This is a genomic window from Pseudoalteromonas sp. Of11M-6 (genome assembly GCF_022347905.1).
Classification (GTDB): Bacteria; Pseudomonadota; Gammaproteobacteria; order Enterobacterales; family Alteromonadaceae; genus Pseudoalteromonas.
Window position 1 is genome coordinate 44,501 of sequence record NZ_JAKRFW010000002.1, and the last position, 14,725, is coordinate 59,225.

The 14,725-nt window shown below is 43.4% G+C and carries 22 protein-coding genes; 5 read left to right on the top strand and 17 right to left on the bottom strand.

The features are described 5' to 3' along the window. Positions 1-33: 33 nt before the first annotated feature. Both MHN32_RS01415 and MHN32_RS01420 read right to left on the bottom strand, forming a co-directional pair. Positions 34-1,086: a phage major capsid protein, P2 family gene (locus MHN32_RS01415; RefSeq protein WP_239420708.1), complete on the bottom strand. Its 1,053-nt coding sequence runs from the start codon at positions 1,084-1,086 to the stop codon at positions 34-36. A gap of 11 nt (positions 1,087-1,097) precedes the next feature. Next, positions 1,098-1,997 carry a GPO family capsid scaffolding protein gene (locus MHN32_RS01420; protein WP_239420709.1) on the bottom strand — a complete coding sequence of 300 codons (900 nt, stop codon included), beginning with the start codon at positions 1,995-1,997 and terminating at the stop codon, positions 1,098-1,100. Positions 1,998-2,188: 191 nt separating this feature from the next. Here MHN32_RS01420 and MHN32_RS01425 point away from each other — a divergent pair, with 191 nt between their 5' ends. Genes MHN32_RS01425 through MHN32_RS01440 form a run of 4 tightly spaced genes read left to right on the top strand, consistent with a single transcriptional unit; the run spans position 2,189 to position 5,767 of the window. Next, positions 2,189-3,961, top strand: a complete 1,773-nt coding sequence (locus MHN32_RS01425) for a terminase family protein (protein WP_239420710.1) — start codon at positions 2,189-2,191, stop codon at positions 3,959-3,961. Next, a complete protein-coding gene (locus MHN32_RS01430; protein ID WP_239420711.1) occupies positions 3,961-5,019 on the top strand; it encodes a phage portal protein in 1,059 nt (352 codons plus the stop codon). Before MHN32_RS01425 ends, MHN32_RS01430 begins: the two co-directional genes overlap by 1 nt. Then, positions 5,016-5,330 (top strand): hypothetical protein, encoded by a 315-nt coding sequence (locus MHN32_RS01435; protein WP_039497804.1) that lies wholly within the window; start codon positions 5,016-5,018, stop codon positions 5,328-5,330. Before MHN32_RS01430 ends, MHN32_RS01435 begins: the two co-directional genes overlap by 4 nt. Continuing rightward, entirely contained in the window at positions 5,330-5,767 is a 438-nt protein-coding gene (locus MHN32_RS01440) for a hypothetical protein (protein WP_239420712.1), read from the top strand. The genes MHN32_RS01435 and MHN32_RS01440 overlap by 1 nt, the downstream gene beginning before the upstream one ends. A 25-nt stretch (positions 5,768-5,792) precedes the next feature. On the opposite strand, the gene MHN32_RS01445 is transcribed toward MHN32_RS01440, so the two are convergent. Together MHN32_RS01445 and MHN32_RS01450 are read right to left on the bottom strand one after the other, a co-directional pair. After that, a complete protein-coding gene (locus MHN32_RS01445; protein ID WP_239420713.1) occupies positions 5,793-6,068 on the bottom strand; it encodes a hypothetical protein in 276 nt (91 codons plus the stop codon). 45 nt (positions 6,069-6,113) lie between these two features. Next, positions 6,114-6,353 (bottom strand): adhesin biosynthesis transcription regulatory family protein, encoded by a 240-nt coding sequence (locus MHN32_RS01450; protein WP_239420714.1) that lies wholly within the window; start codon positions 6,351-6,353, stop codon positions 6,114-6,116. A 364-nt stretch (positions 6,354-6,717) separates the two neighbouring features. Between MHN32_RS01450 and MHN32_RS01455 the strand changes: the two genes are divergently transcribed. Beyond that, positions 6,718-6,963, top strand: a complete 246-nt coding sequence (locus tag MHN32_RS01455; RefSeq protein WP_084204363.1) for an ogr/Delta-like zinc finger family protein — start codon at positions 6,718-6,720, stop codon at positions 6,961-6,963. Positions 6,964-7,220: 257 nt separating this feature from the next. On the opposite strand, the gene MHN32_RS01460 is transcribed toward MHN32_RS01455, so the two are convergent. From MHN32_RS01460 to MHN32_RS01520, 13 genes are read right to left on the bottom strand one after another with little or no spacing between them, the layout of a single operon-like run. Next, positions 7,221-7,724 carry an HNH endonuclease gene (locus tag MHN32_RS01460; protein ID WP_239420715.1) on the bottom strand — a complete coding sequence of 168 codons (504 nt, stop codon included), beginning with the start codon at positions 7,722-7,724 and terminating at the stop codon, positions 7,221-7,223. Positions 7,725-7,741: 17 nt separating this feature from the next. Next, a complete protein-coding gene (locus MHN32_RS01465) occupies positions 7,742-7,981 on the bottom strand; it encodes a Lar family restriction alleviation protein (RefSeq protein ID WP_239420716.1) in 240 nt (79 codons plus the stop codon). Positions 7,982-7,994: 13 nt separating this feature from the next. Then, the gene (locus MHN32_RS01470) at positions 7,995-8,165 is read right to left on the bottom strand and encodes a hypothetical protein (RefSeq protein WP_239420717.1); all 171 of its coding nucleotides are present in this window, start codon (positions 8,163-8,165) and stop codon (positions 7,995-7,997) included. Between the two features lie 14 nt (positions 8,166-8,179). After that, positions 8,180-8,593 (bottom strand): DNA translocase FtsK, encoded by a 414-nt coding sequence (locus MHN32_RS01475; protein ID WP_239420718.1) that lies wholly within the window; start codon positions 8,591-8,593, stop codon positions 8,180-8,182. 34 nt (positions 8,594-8,627) lie between these two features. Further along, on the bottom strand, positions 8,628-8,837 hold the full coding sequence (locus MHN32_RS01480; protein ID WP_239420719.1) for a hypothetical protein: 210 nt from the start codon (positions 8,835-8,837) through the stop codon (positions 8,628-8,630). Positions 8,838-8,869: 32 nt separating this feature from the next. Further along, complete coding sequence (locus tag MHN32_RS01485; protein WP_239420720.1) at positions 8,870-12,013, bottom strand: replication endonuclease; 3,144 nt, start codon at positions 12,011-12,013, stop codon at positions 8,870-8,872. A gap of 51 nt (positions 12,014-12,064) precedes the next feature. Then, positions 12,065-12,616, bottom strand: a complete 552-nt coding sequence (locus MHN32_RS01490) for a 3'-5' exonuclease (RefSeq protein WP_239420721.1) — start codon at positions 12,614-12,616, stop codon at positions 12,065-12,067. After that, the gene (locus MHN32_RS01495; protein ID WP_239420722.1) at positions 12,613-12,906 is read right to left on the bottom strand and encodes a hypothetical protein; all 294 of its coding nucleotides are present in this window, start codon (positions 12,904-12,906) and stop codon (positions 12,613-12,615) included. The genes MHN32_RS01490 and MHN32_RS01495 overlap by 4 nt, the downstream gene beginning before the upstream one ends. A gap of 24 nt (positions 12,907-12,930) precedes the next feature. Beyond that, positions 12,931-13,518, bottom strand: a complete 588-nt coding sequence (locus MHN32_RS01500) for a class I SAM-dependent methyltransferase (RefSeq protein WP_239420723.1) — start codon at positions 13,516-13,518, stop codon at positions 12,931-12,933. After that, positions 13,515-13,733, bottom strand: coding sequence for a hypothetical protein (locus tag MHN32_RS01505; RefSeq protein ID WP_239420724.1), 219 nt, complete (start codon positions 13,731-13,733; stop codon positions 13,515-13,517). The genes MHN32_RS01500 and MHN32_RS01505 overlap by 4 nt, the downstream gene beginning before the upstream one ends. 8 nt (positions 13,734-13,741) lie before the next feature. Beyond that, positions 13,742-14,083: a hypothetical protein gene (locus tag MHN32_RS01510; RefSeq protein ID WP_239420725.1), complete on the bottom strand. Its 342-nt coding sequence runs from the start codon at positions 14,081-14,083 to the stop codon at positions 13,742-13,744. Position 14,084: 1 nt separating this feature from the next. Then, positions 14,085-14,387 carry a hypothetical protein gene (locus tag MHN32_RS01515; RefSeq protein ID WP_099029188.1) on the bottom strand — a complete coding sequence of 101 codons (303 nt, stop codon included), beginning with the start codon at positions 14,385-14,387 and terminating at the stop codon, positions 14,085-14,087. Further along, positions 14,384-14,662, bottom strand: coding sequence for an AlpA family phage regulatory protein (locus MHN32_RS01520; RefSeq protein WP_239420726.1), 279 nt, complete (start codon positions 14,660-14,662; stop codon positions 14,384-14,386). The genes MHN32_RS01515 and MHN32_RS01520 overlap by 4 nt, the downstream gene beginning before the upstream one ends. Positions 14,663-14,725 lie beyond the last annotated feature (63 nt).

Here is a 14,725-nt window from a genome sequence, read left to right on the forward strand (position 1 = left end):
CTGCCAAGCGGCGAAGCTCTACCTCAAAGGAAATTAAGACCAGTTACCTTCTGCATCTTTATCAATTTTTACTGAGTCAGATTCGATGAAGGCGATTTTTTCTAAGTCTTCAACGTAATAACAGGCGTTACGCGACTCGTAATCTTCCACTCGCTTTTTCTTAGCATTGCTTTCAATGCTCATACGAATTGACTTCGACTGAATGTAATGAGTTAAATTGTCAAAGCTCGTGACCAAAATGCCGCGCGGTGGGAAGAAAGACACCTGAAAGCTTGATAAGCCGCCATACGTATTAATGGTCTGGGCCATTTCTACTTTGCCTTTTTCGCTTGGGGTGTGTGCATTTTTGGCGTAGTGCTTGGCCTTATCTTTGGCAATAAGCTCATCACCAATAATGGCTACCAAACCTACACGCTTATGCAACGGGATCCCTTGAATTAAGTCGTTTACTGCGCAATCGAGGTTTTCGTAATCACCGCCTTCACCAATTCGAATTTCATCGACTCTTGGTGTATCTTCAGTACCACCATCTTTAAATGCTCTTTCTGGTGCATCGCGGCGAACCAATTCCAACCAACCAATGTTGACGTCTTGCATCATGGGGTATTCGGTCAGATTTGTACTTTCGGCAACATGGGTTCCATACCAACCAATTTTGATGATATCGAGTGCTTTTTGCTGGCGAACATGCTTACGATAACGCTCATGAAAGTCCGGGAACTTAGACCAGGCATCCATTGTCGCCCAAGGCAAATGCACATCAACTTCTTCTGGGTGACAACGATACTCACGCTTTTTTAGTGCTGATACGTCTTTGGTTTTACGTTCTTTGGTGTCATCTGTCTCGACACCAGCGCGACCCGTAACCCCAGCACCCGAGCTCATGAATATAGACTCACCTGCGATGTCATCAACCATTGCATGGTTAATTCGGTTTAAAAACTCAGCAGATTCATAAACTTGGTCATACAGTGTTTGTTCAAGAGTAGGCGCTACAGCAAAGTTCTTCGCAACACTTGCAACACCGTAGTTGCTAGCGAGCGCTACGCAAACGGCGTTAAAAATTTGAGTGGTTCTTGTGCGCATGTTCTGTGTCCTTACAGTAAGTTTGCGTATTTACCGTCGTCGCCTGTATGCTCTTCATCAGCATCGGTAGTGCTTGCGGCTTCAGTGTTTGAGAGTTCAGTAAACTTGTTTTGAAGCGCATTAAACTTCTCTTCTTGCTCATCGAACTTTTTGTTTAGCTGGGTGAGCTGCTCCGTCAGCTCTAGGTTTGTGGCATCACTGCCTTGGCCTTCTTCCTGTTGGCCCTGAGCTTCCTGCTCATTATTTTTACCAAACTCTTTAATACTCGACGTAAGCTGAGTAAATGCAGGGGTAAGCGCCTCGGCAACTGCGTTACCAATTTCGGCTTTATCTTCTTTCGTTAATGGCATGGGTTCATCATCCTTGCTGAATAGGTTTCTAAAAAATGGTTTTTTAGCTGGCTTTTCACTTTGGCTATGTAGGCCAAGGTCTGCGCGTAAAAAAGAAACGTCCGTGTTATCTGCGCCCTTATTAAATTTGGCTCTTGATGTGTAGGTGCTTGCTGGGTAATCAGTGACGGCTAAACCTGTAAGGTAGGTTTTTCCAGTGCCCATAAAATTGCGGTCAATTTCAATGGAAAAGTAAACGTGCTGATCGGCTTGGTTTAGTTGCACAAAGCTAGCATTTGGCGCTAGCACCGCTTTTAAAACTTGCACGCCATCTTCGTTAGTGTCGGTGCTCACCTCAATCACATCGCCTAGCATACCGCCCGTGAGCTGAACCGATGATAGTGTTTCGGCTTTCCAGCCAGACCAATCTGCATAATGGTCAATATTAATGCGGGCGCCATACTTTTTAGGATTGTACGTCTCAACAATATCGTTAATGTCTTGCTCTTCGATTTCTCGCCCGTCTACTGTTAAACCAGCAGCTGCAATAGCAAGCGGTATTGTGCGTAATTGACCTGGCATTGATTAACCTGTTTAATGCGTTGCGTTATTAAGTTAGGCCAAGTTTGCACACAATAAATGATTAATTCTAATGGTTTAACTTTTTGAAATTCCTATATTTAGCTTTTAGGAATAGCTAGGATTTTAATTGGACGATTTAGCTACTTTTAGCCCTTAAACTGTACGAATTAAAGGATGAATTATGGTGCAGGATGCAACCAAAGTACGGGCCAGAGGTACGCAAACAAGCGCAAGACTTATATGTGGTACAAGGCTACACGTTTGACGAAATAGCAGATTTGCCAAACATGCCGAGTGCGCGCAGCATTCGCCGCTGGGCTGATGATGGTAAATGGGCAGATATGTGCCCGAGTTACAATGCTGAAATGGCATTTAGCCGCCGTATTAATATCCTAACCGACAAACCTGAAAAGACCGAAGCTGATTATAAAGAGCTAGAGTTTTGCACTCGCCAGCTCTGTGCACTAAACAAAAGTAAACTTGCACCGGCACCTAAACAACGAGCAGCCAACGACAGGCAACCAGAAGGTAATAGCTCCGCAGCCGGTAGCAAAAAGAAGAAGAAAAAGAAAAACGACTGCTCAGCCATCACGGTTGAAATGCTCGACGAACTAAAAGAAAGGTTACTCTATCCGCACCAACTCCATTGGTTTGAGAACCAAGACCACCGAAGCCGCTTTATTTTAAAACCGCGCCAAATTGGGGCCACATTCTATTTTGCATTCGAAGCGTTTTATGATGCCGTTGTAAATGGCCGCAATAAAATTTTTATATCTGCATCGCGCGACCAAGCAGAAGTATTCAAAGCCAATATTATCGCTCTGGTTCGTGAGCACTTTAATATTGAGCTCACTGGCTCACCTATGGTGCTAACGCTCAAAGGTGGTAAAACAGTTAAGCTTATTTTCAAATCAACCAACGCAAGAACGGCACAATCAGAAAGCGGCGACTTATATATAGATGAAGTGTTTTGGATACCCAAATACAAAACCCTTCGTGGCCTTGCTCAAGCAATGGCAACACATAAGCACTTACGCATTACTTACTTCAGCACACCCAGTGTTACCAGCCATGAAGCTTACGATCATTGGAATGGTAAGTGGTATCGAAAAACCAAAGCCTGTAACGATCCTGAATTTGCCATTGATTGCAGCCATAAAGCGTTAAAAGAAGGCCGCTTATGTGAAGACGGCATTTGGCGGCAAATGCTTAACGTGCATGATGTAGTTAACTCAGGCTTTGACCGCATTGATATTGAGGTACTTGAAAACGAATACTCACAAGACGAGTTCGACAACTTGTTTATGTGTAAGTTTATCGACGATGCACACTCGGCATTTAACTTAAAACAACTAATGGCCTGCGTGGGCGACTCAACAAAATGGGATGATTTTGACGATGAATATGAGCGCCCATTTGGCTTAAAGCCTGTGGTAATTGGTTTTGACCCTGCACGCTTTGGAGATAAAGCCTGTGTTGCAGTGTTGAGCCTACCTATGAAACCAGGCGAAAAATTTAGGTTACTAGAAGCGCTTGACTTGAGCGGTAACGATTTTGAGGCAATGGCCCGCGAAATAGAAGAGCTCACACACAAATACAATGTACAGCACATCGGGGTTGACACCACGGGTATGGGTTATGGCGTGTGGGAACTAATAACCGCGTTCTTTCCAAATGCAGAGCCAATACACTACAACCCGATCATTAAAAACCAAATGGTCATTAAAGCGCTTAACGTGATTAAAAATCGCCGTTTTGAGTTTGATAAAGACGCTGTGAATATTGCTAGCTCATTTATAAACATTCGCCGCAAGGTAGTTGGCGACCAAATCACCTATGCCACAAACCGCACTGAAACAACGGGCCACGCCGATATTGCATGGGCAATTATGCACGCCATGAAATTTGAACCATTAGACGGTAACACGATGGGCCGTCAAACATCTGTAGGGATAGCAGCTTAATGGATAAGCCAAGGATAAACGTAAAAAGTGGCGAGACGCCAAACTATACAGCAATGAGCGATGTATTTAGTTTTGGCGATCCCGAACCATGTTTAGATAACAGGTTGACCGATTACACCGGAGTATTTGCAGACAGTAACGGCATTTACGCACCACCTGTTAGTTTACATGGACTGGTAAAGCTGTTGCGAGTCAATGCCCAGCATGGGCCTATTTTAGGCTTTAAGCGCAACATGATTTTAAAGTGGTTTAAACCCAATTCAGTGCTTAGCAACGACGCATTCAAAAAATTCGCTTATGATTATTTATGGTCTGGTAACGCGTACCTGCAGATCATCAAAAACCCATTCGGTCAAATAATCCGCTTGCGCCACCTGCCAGCACTAACTATGCGATACACAACAGAGCGCGGGGTATATGCCCAGCTCAGTAATAACCACTTAGAACCCATTCGCTTTAAAGCAGGTGAGATATTACATGTAAAGGAATACGACCCAGCTCAAGGAATTTACGGCATACCTGAGTATTACGGTGGAATTCAAAGCGCCCTACTCAATGAGGATGCCACATTATTCAGGCGCAGATACTACAAGAACGGCGCACACATGGGTTTTATATTTAGTATGGCCGATCCTAATTTAAGCACTGATGATGAAGCCAAGCTCAAAAATGCAATTAAAGACAGTAAGGGCGTGGGTAACTTTAGAAGCTTGTTCTTCAACTTTAGGAGTAATAAAGCCGACGCTGAGAAGTCTATTAAGATCACGCCTGTAGGCGATATCTCTACAAAAGATGAATTTGAACGCATTAAGAAAATTACACTTAACGACATGCTGAGTATGCACCGTGCGCAAGAAGCATTGAGCGGCCAAAGCTCCGGAGATAGCCCGGGCTTTGGTGATTTGGATAAAATCACTCGAGCGTATTACAACAATGAGGTAGTGCCTCTTCAACAAACGATGGCAGGCATTAATCGCTACTTACCAGCCCATTTGCACATTGCTTTTGACATTCCGGAGTACTCCGATTTATACCCTAACAAGGACAAGGCCGCATGATAGATATGGAATATCTAAAACACATTTTTCAGTTTGTGGTGATCAGTATGGTCGCTGCCGCAATACAACTTTATTTGAGCCCGCATGCTTTTACCTTTGCACGTTATTTTTTTAATGCGCTAATGGCATTACTTGCGGCTTATTTGGTATCGAGCTTTTGCGATTTCTGGCAAGTGGCCGAAAGCGCTCGACCAGGCTTTATTGGCGTAGGAGCTTACTTAGCTCCCCACCTATTCAATGGACTAAATAATTTAGGTCAGCGATTCAGCAAGGATCCGCTTAAAGTCATAAACCAATTAAGGAGAAAGTAATGGGTTTGCTATCAAAAGTACTATCGTTCTTTACCAACCCTGTGGCGGACTTAACAGGCGGCTACCGTGAGCGTAAACGAATAGCAGCTGAAACAGCAGCTGCCGTGGCAAGCGCTGAAGCTAATTTTAAGATTGCACAATTTAATGCTAAAGCCCGACGCTGCGAACAAGCGGAACAAAATGATTCCGACTATGATCTGCTGGTATTAAAAAACCGTGACAAAACCATAATGGATGAAGTGATAATTCTGTTCTTTTTGAGCTTATTTATTTGTCACTTTATACCAGAAATGCAACCATACATGGCTGCTGGTTGGGAAGCCATGGGCTATAAAGGTGCACCTTGGTATTTTGAGTTTGTCATTGTTGGGATTGCCGTTTCAACGCTTGGACTTATGCGATTATTTAGGGCTTTTTGGACCAAACGAAAAGCGTAAGTATTAATCTATTGGACCTACGAGCTTAAGCTTTTTCTATTGCCTTAAGCTCAATTTCATTATTGCTTCCTACTATAATTTCTAGCAATAACCCTTTGCTTTTTGCCTCTTTAGTTAAGTGCGTTAAATCCATTTTGGAAACTTCATTTTGACTTACACGTTTTATCGCGCTCAGTGAGACTTCATATTCACCACACTCTACACCAGAACAAATATAATGGCGTCGGTTTCCATGGTCAGTTTCAACATATGTCGACGGCTCACTGCACAACAAACACTTTTCTTTTATAACTTTAGACATCTTATTTCCTGTTCAGTTAACGTCTGAGCTGCTATGAGGTTCTTGCTATCTCAAGTCAATCTCTTTAATAAGCTCAATTATTAAGGCTTTTTCTTCTAGCTTATTTAAGGCCGCAGAAAGATTAGGCAATTCTACACCATTAATCATTGCTGCGGCTTTCTTATCCATCCCTTTTACCAAATAGTCAAAAAGCGCACTAATAACGTTTTCACTTTGAATTCGAGTGAGAGACAAAAGCAATTCAAAACGCTCTTGGCTCTGCATGCCTTTAAAAAGGTATTTCATAAAATAGTTATGAGTTAAGTCATAATTATTTTATTGTATTTGATTTTTTGAGTTTTTCTAGTGATTTTTCATTGATGGTGTCAACTTATGTCACAAGATGTCACAACTTTGACAAGCCTCTATAGATCCCCCGATCCTTTTAGATCCTACAACTTGATGATTAATATTTAGAATTCTTAAAATATGCCAAAGTCAAACCGTGTCAGAATGTCACAAACTTTTTGTTCAAAAGCGGCGGGCTTGGCGAGGAGGAGTGAATTTTTCGCTCTTTTGCTTTCTCGCTCTCATTTCTGGGTGATATTTGCAGAAGCATTTAATACTGTATAGAATCACAGTGTCTTAATTGTTTTGAAGTGGGGTTTTGGTGGCTAGAGTAACGTGTCCTAACTGTGAGGCTAAAGCTATCGTCACGTCTCGTGATAAACAAAGCGCACACGTTGTTACGCTGTATTGTTCTTGCAGTAATACTCGTGAGTGTGGTGCCACATTTCGAGTGACACAATCATTTGATCATTTCATCAATCCCCCGTGCAAAAGCACAGCGCAAATTGCAGCAGGGCTTATTAAGAATCTTCCAAGAGATCAGCAGTTAGAATTGCTTGGTCTTTAACCAATGGCTTGACCGTTCCTAATGGCGCATAATACCACCCACAAACAAAAACCAACCAGAAAAGTCAGTCCATAATTATCAGCTGTAAATTCATATCCACGCCAATTAATATTTAAAAGTGCGAACGAGGCCAGCATGCAAATTGTAAGGCTTAACTTATGCGCATAAAATTGCCAATCTAGCCAAACTAACCACCTCGGTAATATTTCAATGTCAATTAAGTCAACAAGCATCTTCGCTCCCCGTATTCCAATACGTTAAAGTCCGTGGTTGGGACTGTATTTATATTCAATTTCAGCCCTCTTTCTCATGCAAACCGCTTCAAAGAAATCGTCTGAACTACCTAAATATTTTTGCTTGCCGCCAGCACCTATGAAAGCATGATACTTCGATGATGTTTTGTGAAATTTAACACCAACAACGCCCGTTTTATTTCGAATGCTTTTCTTGTTGTTTCTCTGGTCAACACAAGCATCACCACGCCTTAAATTAGACCATTTATCATTTAGGGGATCTTGGTCAATGTGGTCGATAATAAAATCGGGAAACTCACCCGTCATTAAAGCCCACGCCAACTGACCAGATGTGTATTCTTGACCATCAAAAACAATCCTACACCAAACATTGCGATCGTTTCGTTTTGACTTAACACAGCCAGCCACTAGATCTTTACGTCTTCCCGAACCGGTTTCGCGCCACTTGAAAACGCCAGTTTCAGGGTTGTAATCCAGTTGATTGCGAAGCTTGGTAATGTTTAACAAGGCTTAACAAACTCCAATTAGTTAAAACGCTTGTTCCATCGTTTGATGGCTTCTTCTTTTGCCCTGTCTATGTATATTTCTTGGTAGCGATAATTTATAAAGTCATCCGTCAACTTCTCTTCATGCGTCATTAGATCACAGATTTGAACACTCACAACCGCTTTACCGCAGTCATCACACCAAATCTCATATTGTGTGCCGTCACCAGTTGGTAATGACGGAACAGAGTTACAAAAGGGGCAAGGTTTCAAGTTCATCTCGATTTCCAACTTAAATTTTTTGGTTACGCAAAGCTGAAATTTGACGCTTTACGATCTTACTTTTTCTGAATGATGAAACGTTCACTTTCAACACGCCCGCACTGTTCATTCCTACAGCAATCTCAGGTGCTTGCTCGCAATTAGGTGCTAGCCAACGGGCAAGTGCGCGTTTGATACCCATTTCACTTATTCCAACTATTGCTTTTTGTGGCAAAGATACCAAAATTGGCCTTCACCAAGATCATCTGTATCAATACCGTGTTCGTAGTTGCAATGTGAACAAGTAACCGTTGCGTCACCTTGTTTGCGCTGCGAAGTTTCAAACTCTTTTTCACATTCCAAACACTCGACAACACACATTTTAATGTCCATTTGCTTGCGCATTTCATCGCTAAAACGAGTCATGTGTGGATAGCCGTCAGGGCGAACAAGAATACCGCTTTTAATTGATCTATCGACTAAATGCGCGGCTCGGTTATAGCCTATCCGCAATACCCTCTGGATTCGGCTAATTCCAAATGTGCCAGAAAGTAGCTCATGGTTTATATTTGCAAGTAACTGTTCGTCATCTTGTTTATGAAATTCATTGAGTTTTGTTAGTGCATCCATAATTCCCCCTGTCATTCCAATCTAAAAAGCTGAGTTAACAGCCATAACCAATTTCAAAAACTTCATAGCCAAAGTTATCACCAAGCACCGAGCTTTCAGCAGCTTTTGCAGCCGCTTCTTTGGTCTCGAACTTTGCTAACTCTTCGCTGCTAGTTTCGATGTTGGTACACAGCATCAAAGGTGTATATCCGCCGTTTTGAGTTGTAAGCATTACGAAAAAATCACCAGTATTTTTAGTAGTCATAAAATCCCTCGGAAGCCAATACGAACTGTCAGCTATGCCATACTAAACCCAATGTCCCACCAATCATTCGCATTGATATCAGTGGCTAGTCCACTAACGATCAACCTGGCTAGCTCCATATCTCCAACTAACTGCAACTTCTTCTTATATCTGCAGTTCGACGGCAAACGCCGCTGTTCGGCTTCGGCCAAGCTGAATGCCAAATCAACAATTTCTCTCGCCTCACGCCAATGATCCTTTTCTGGTGTAGCTGCAATTGCTCGATCCATGTCGCTGAAGTCCAGTTGTTTAAACGAACGCAACTTATCGCCCTCTTTATAGAACACCCGCCCATGAGCCATAACGGTTCCATCTTCATCTAACGCTTTGAGCTGATCATCTTCTAGGACATCCCAATACGCTAGGCTGTTTACAGCTTCGTTCCTGCGTTCTTCAGCTTGTTTTTGGGCAAGCGTTTGCGCTACGTGAACCACATAGTCATGTTTGATCGCTTTTTTCTGGTCTTTTTCATCCATAACGAGCAATTGACCTCCCCGAATTACGTAAACTCGGCCATTGTGATGCACCTTTTTACCGTCCGCCAGATCCTTTTTAAACTCTGCGATCTCTTTTTCTGAATATCCGATCATATCTAGCAATAATCCGTCTCTATGCCCCGTAGGGCAAGGCGTACAATTATTCCCACTAGTCCAAGATAGGTCGGCTGCGCCGACGTTGTTGGCATCGTGCATACTCGCATCATAGGTGTTGTCGTTAGCTGCGGCAGTACCAATTGGTTGTTTGTCCCAGGTGTGAACTCGAGTTATTAGCGTGCATCTACTTTGTTCATCAACCACGCCTTTAAGGCGCTTTGTACACTCTGAATACGCATTGCCGAACTCAGTATGTTGATAGGCAGGTTTAAACCGTGCCTCGCGGCCAATACCAAAGCCGCCCATTAAAGTCACAAATGCCTTAAAGTCACCTCCATCAGCAGCTTTACGCACTTGCTCTAGCTCGTCATTGCCTTTAACTTCTTCACGTACTCTGCGCAGCTCACGCCAGATGGTAATTGAGGGGGATTTTTGAAATTGAAATTGGCGAATGCCCCACGTACTTGCCCATGCTTTTACTGGATTAACAGCCTTAATGAGCTTTTCACCGGTTTCCGCGTCGTATTCGTTGGCTAAAGCAAACCCGTCTATGTTCTTACTTACATATTTAGCGATATAAGCCGCCGCACCACCTGTTTTGTTGCCATCTTTATCAACCTTTGGTGGCTCCATTCTAATGGCTGTATAACGAGGGCCGCTTGGGGTGTAATCCTTTTTGGGTTCTCGGGTATACACTTTGCGCTTTTTATTCAGGCCCCATATTCTTCGAGCGCGAACATACCTGGCACGCAGTGATTTACGCTTTTTGAACCGTTCAAAAAAGACCTCTCTATCGTCTTTGGTAAAGTACCTACGCAGGATGTGATTAACTTGATGGTAATAACGCTCAGGCATCCACAGCAGCATATGCCAATGAGTACAGCCGTCGGCATGTGGCTCAGCAACACGTATACCAAAATATGGGATTTCTTCGCGGTCCAGCTTAGCCCGTGCTTGTGAGTACAGCTTATTGAGGTAGTTGCTTGCTTCTTTCGGTGTTGAGCCGTCCCACTTAGGAGAGTTCGCATGGAACCGGCTTGGGGTTGTAATGTTAAAAAACCCGCCTACATAGCCCATTTCGTCCGCAAGTTCTTCAGTCTCGCGGATCCGTAGCATTAATTCATTACGCATGTTTTCTGGGTTAGCCACACCCGCTTCAACGGCTTTCATTAATGAAATTACATCGTTATGTTCATTTACTAGCTCGAGGCTTTCTAGGTATCGCCTACCCTTTTCGCGGTCGGCTTGGTACTCTTTAAGCGCTTGTTTGGAGCAATAAGCATTAATCCCCTTTCTTTTGGTGACCGAGCCTGCCTTTTTGTTATGTGTGGTAAATAGGTCCCGGCCCACCTCGCCAGTAGCGATCTCTAAATGCTCAAGATAGCGGCGCCTAATGGTTTTTAATTTGCGCGCCCACCACTTGTGGCACTGAGCTTTTAATAGTGCAATTTCGGCGTCTGGCTCGGTTAAATACTCACCTTTTTCCTCAAAAGGTAGCGTAACGCCATACTGCTCAGTAAAGTCAGCAATGGCGTTATAAAAATCAACCATACCCCAGCTTGATTGCTCAGCGGCTAAGTCAGTTAATACTTCAGTCACTTTGGCCGCGAGTTCGCTGGCATGCTTCTTGGTCTTTTCTGCATTGGCTAAAATATGCCAAGGCAATGGCATACTGTCTGTAATCTTCTTGAGTGTTTTTAGGCGGGGCTTAAGAGTGTTTACTGCACGTCTAAGCCAAGCATTGGCTTGGTATTGGCATTTTAAGTGGTTTTTAAAATCTTCAGGCACGCCCTGTTGCGTGTGCTTGCCAAACTCATATAACCGCTTACTGATCTCTAATAGCTCATCCTTACCAGCGCTTGCTAGGTTTTCAAGCGCTGAGTCATATTTAACTATAAAACGCTTAGCAAAACGTAGCTGTAGTGGCTTTGGTACTTTGCTTAAACAGTCATATACAAAGTCAATTTCAGCTTGGTCGCCCAAGGCATTAACTAGGGCCATTGCACTGCTAGTTACCAAGCCGCCAGCTTGTTTTGCAATCACTTTCTCTGCGTCTAATTCCGTTTGTGAACGGTCACGCTCAAATAGCTCAACGCGTTTAGCTTTTGCTGTCTCTGCTGCTTTTAGCGTTTCCTCAGTTTGCCTCACAAAGCTAGCCTGAATACTTCTGGCACGCTTACTGACTACTATGTCGGCAGCAATATAATTATGATGGCGGTTGTTGTGTACTTTATTTAAGGCCGCAACGGCCTGTTTGCTCAAGCCTAAACTGGTTAAATCTATTCTATGAGGTGTAGTTGCAAGCACGTTACAAAACCAAGCGTTAGCCGGTTCGCTTGGGTTTGTAGGCTCGTCTTGATACCAGGCATCTGGCTCAGGTGTTATTTTAGAGATATATTGTTTGGCTAATTTGTACTGGATATAAACGGTAAATCGCTGCAAGCCTTTTAACAATGTCGCTCTGTGCGCATTGTCCTGTACTTGCTTTGTGATGGTTGCTGCGGCTTTGCAAACCTCAAATGTTTTTATTGGCCATATACTCACTGGCATGTTCCCTTAAAAAGGGGCTTTCGCCCCAATACATGGAGATTTTTATTAGCCGGCTAGTGCTTTATAAATTGCTGATACATATTTGGCCTGATGGATGGCGTCATCCAATGCGTTGTGTTTATTGCCTTCAAATGGAATATCGTATTTTGAATCTATGCCTTTTAAGGTTCTACCTAGCTCAACAACGGTTCTAACGTCACGGTCATTTTGGAACGGCCAAGGCTGCGAGCCATGCATTCGTCTGTAAGTGTTGCCTAAGATCACATTGTCGAATCCTGCGCCATTGCCCCACACAACCCTGTCTTTGTATTCTTCTATTTGCTCAATCCAATCTGTAAAGTCGTATAAGGTATCGCTAAGCTTGCAGGCTTCACCATTTGTGATTTCTTTGCGTGCCTGTTCATTTTGTTCAAGCCACCAAAGCACCGTGCTTGCATCCATTTCGCCATATTTCACAGCGTCTTCTAGGTCAATTTGCTGGTAGAATGAAGCGCCAATGACTCCTGTTGTTGGTTCAAAAAATACGGCACCAATTGCAACTATTGCAGCGTTACTGCCCTGTCCCATAGTCTCTAAATCAAGCATTACGTGGTTCATATTGCTTCCTCTACTTGTTCAATTTGTTGAGGCTCTCCACCCATTTGGGCTGCGTTTAGCGCTGTTTTCATTTGGTCGTAAATGGGGGAAAACTCCACATGCTCTTCACTGATCATTTCAATGATTGGGAGTAAATCAGTTAGCGTGTCTTCGCACTGCATTAGCATATGTACTGTGCTTCTTTGATTGAGCAAACGGATTGTAAAATTGGCCTGTTCAACCGCATGATGAACAATATTTCTGATTAGGCGCTGTATTTTAGATAGATCTTGGTCTTTGATAGGGAGCATTTTTTATTCCTTTGGGTAATTAAATTAGATTACGGCTAGCTCTGCTGGGAGCCTAAACCCCTTGCAAAATACAAAGTGGGCGTATTCGATGGAGTCGGTTTTATTTGGTTTTTCAGGGTTAAAAGCACCACGTTTGCTATGCACATATACCGAGGCAAGCGGCACGGATTGCCACATGGGTTTTCGCTTTATACTTCCTAACCAATTGAGGCGCTGCAACATGACAACCACACCGCCATCTCTAACCATTTTTAATGAGTGATAAACAAACTCTTGTGAGAGTCTAAAAGGTGGATTAGTGATGATCATATCGTACTGGTTATGCTCTGGCCCTGCTGGTTGCTGTAAAAAATCAGCCCCCTTACGCTCTGCGCGAGAGTCAGCTCTTATGTCCCAACTCTCGGCTACAAGGCCGTGATGAGCTAGCACCGTTGGATAACTCATTTCGTACTTTTCACACCCGCCTGCACTTGGGTCTAAAATCTGATTGTACGATTTAAAGTCGCTAATTCCATCTTGCTCAAACGCATGCAAAAAGTCGTTAATCATCCAATGTGGCGTAACGTAATAGTCATCTTCATGACGTGTATATCCGCGGCCTGTTGAGCTCATGATTTCACCTCACCTAATGCTACACGCAGCATACGGATAGACTCTTCACAACCACCTGTGGACTCAACCCAACCAATGGTTTGTTCAATAACACGGGTTAGCTTGGCGTTGAGCTCTAGCTGCTCTTGGTACAAACGGTTTAGTCTGCCCAACTGTCTAGGCGAAGACATAAAGGTTCTAACCGGTGCTTTTACCTTTGGTGTAGACACACGCATAACCACTCCTAATGTTGCTTTATCGGTGTAACTACGCTGTCGGCACTGTAGCGTGGCGTGTTTGGCTTAGCGTCGTGATAAAAACACTCTGGCTGCATGGCGTTCGCGTCGATAAACTCAATCACAATGTTGTTCAAAAACATCAAGCCATTACGCACTTTGTCGCGCTCGTCTAGTGTCATATCATTCCAGTGCTTATCTAGGTCTAAACGGCTGAACCCTGCTGTAAACAGCACCAGTTGGCGTTGCTTTTGGCTAAGTACGTTTGTAAAAATGTAGCCAGGCTTTTTACGGTGGTCGCCAATCATTGCTCGTATTTCGAGTAAGCCCTGAGGCTGTGCATTTGCCATGTTAAGCCTCCTTACTTTCTATGTAGCTATCTCTAAATTTTATAAGTTGGGCACGTCGATAATGATTTGATCTACCAAATGGAATAGCCGGTGGGAATCCATCTTTTTTTGCAAGTTCCCAAAATTTCTTGCGGCCACATCCAAGGAGCTTCATTGCATCTATTGTGGGTAATAGTTCGTCTTTTAGCTCAGACTCCTGTTGAGCTAGTTGCTGCTTAAGCTGTACGTTCTCATTAAGCAATGTCATAAGAATGGCTTGTGCATCAGGAGAGATATTTAGCTGAGTTATAGCTTGAGTATTCATGCTGCTTGCTCCTTGGCTTGCAGCAATTGCTCGCCGTACTGAGAGTAGAAAGACTCCGTAGTCATTGAGCGCCACAAATTAATGTCTGTCTCTAACCACACCGAGCATCTATGCGTTAGCTTTTGAGATCTAGGGAACTTACCTTCACTCATTAGTTTATAGATGTGAGACTGCGACATGCCACACATCTCCATTACTCTCTCAAGCCTTAAGAAACCTTCATTAGGTCCAACAACTTCGCCAAGCAGATTCTTCCTAAACTTTTGTTTATCCATACATAACCTCGTCAACAATTTAGTGAACTAACGTGGTTTCTAAGTTACCTATCCATGTGCTAA

Coding starts and splice junctions, on each gene's coding strand:
- MHN32_RS01505 (WP_239420724.1), bottom strand. CDS start 13,733: ATGCGTGTGTCTACACCAAAGGTAAAAGCACCGGTTAGAACCTTTATG.
- MHN32_RS01450 (WP_239420714.1), bottom strand. CDS start 6,353: ATGAAATACCTTTTTAAAGGCATGCAGAGCCAAGAGCGTTTTGAATTG.
- MHN32_RS01420 (WP_239420709.1), bottom strand. CDS start 1,997: ATGCCAGGTCAATTACGCACAATACCGCTTGCTATTGCAGCTGCTGGT.
- MHN32_RS01480 (WP_239420719.1), bottom strand. CDS start 8,837: ATGACTACTAAAAATACTGGTGATTTTTTCGTAATGCTTACAACTCAA.
- MHN32_RS01520 (WP_239420726.1), bottom strand. CDS start 14,662: ATGGATAAACAAAAGTTTAGGAAGAATCTGCTTGGCGAAGTTGTTGGA.
- MHN32_RS01465 (WP_239420716.1), bottom strand. CDS start 7,981: ATGAACTTGAAACCTTGCCCCTTTTGTAACTCTGTTCCGTCATTACCA.
- MHN32_RS01440 (WP_239420712.1), top strand. CDS start 5,330: ATGGGTTTGCTATCAAAAGTACTATCGTTCTTTACCAACCCTGTGGCG.
- MHN32_RS01495 (WP_239420722.1), bottom strand. CDS start 12,906: ATGCTCCCTATCAAAGACCAAGATCTATCTAAAATACAGCGCCTAATC.
- MHN32_RS01430 (WP_239420711.1), top strand. CDS start 3,961: ATGGATAAGCCAAGGATAAACGTAAAAAGTGGCGAGACGCCAAACTAT.
- MHN32_RS01470 (WP_239420717.1), bottom strand. CDS start 8,165: ATGGGTATCAAACGCGCACTTGCCCGTTGGCTAGCACCTAATTGCGAG.
- MHN32_RS01475 (WP_239420718.1), bottom strand. CDS start 8,593: ATGGATGCACTAACAAAACTCAATGAATTTCATAAACAAGATGACGAA.
- MHN32_RS01415 (WP_239420708.1), bottom strand. CDS start 1,086: ATGCGCACAAGAACCACTCAAATTTTTAACGCCGTTTGCGTAGCGCTC.
- MHN32_RS01425 (WP_239420710.1), top strand. CDS start 2,189: ATGCAACCAAAGTACGGGCCAGAGGTACGCAAACAAGCGCAAGACTTA.
- MHN32_RS01515 (WP_099029188.1), bottom strand. CDS start 14,387: ATGAATACTCAAGCTATAACTCAGCTAAATATCTCTCCTGATGCACAA.
- MHN32_RS01490 (WP_239420721.1), bottom strand. CDS start 12,616: ATGAACCACGTAATGCTTGATTTAGAGACTATGGGACAGGGCAGTAAC.
- MHN32_RS01445 (WP_239420713.1), bottom strand. CDS start 6,068: ATGTCTAAAGTTATAAAAGAAAAGTGTTTGTTGTGCAGTGAGCCGTCG.
- MHN32_RS01500 (WP_239420723.1), bottom strand. CDS start 13,518: ATGAGCTCAACAGGCCGCGGATATACACGTCATGAAGATGACTATTAC.
- MHN32_RS01510 (WP_239420725.1), bottom strand. CDS start 14,083: ATGGCAAATGCACAGCCTCAGGGCTTACTCGAAATACGAGCAATGATT.
- MHN32_RS01435 (WP_039497804.1), top strand. CDS start 5,016: ATGATAGATATGGAATATCTAAAACACATTTTTCAGTTTGTGGTGATC.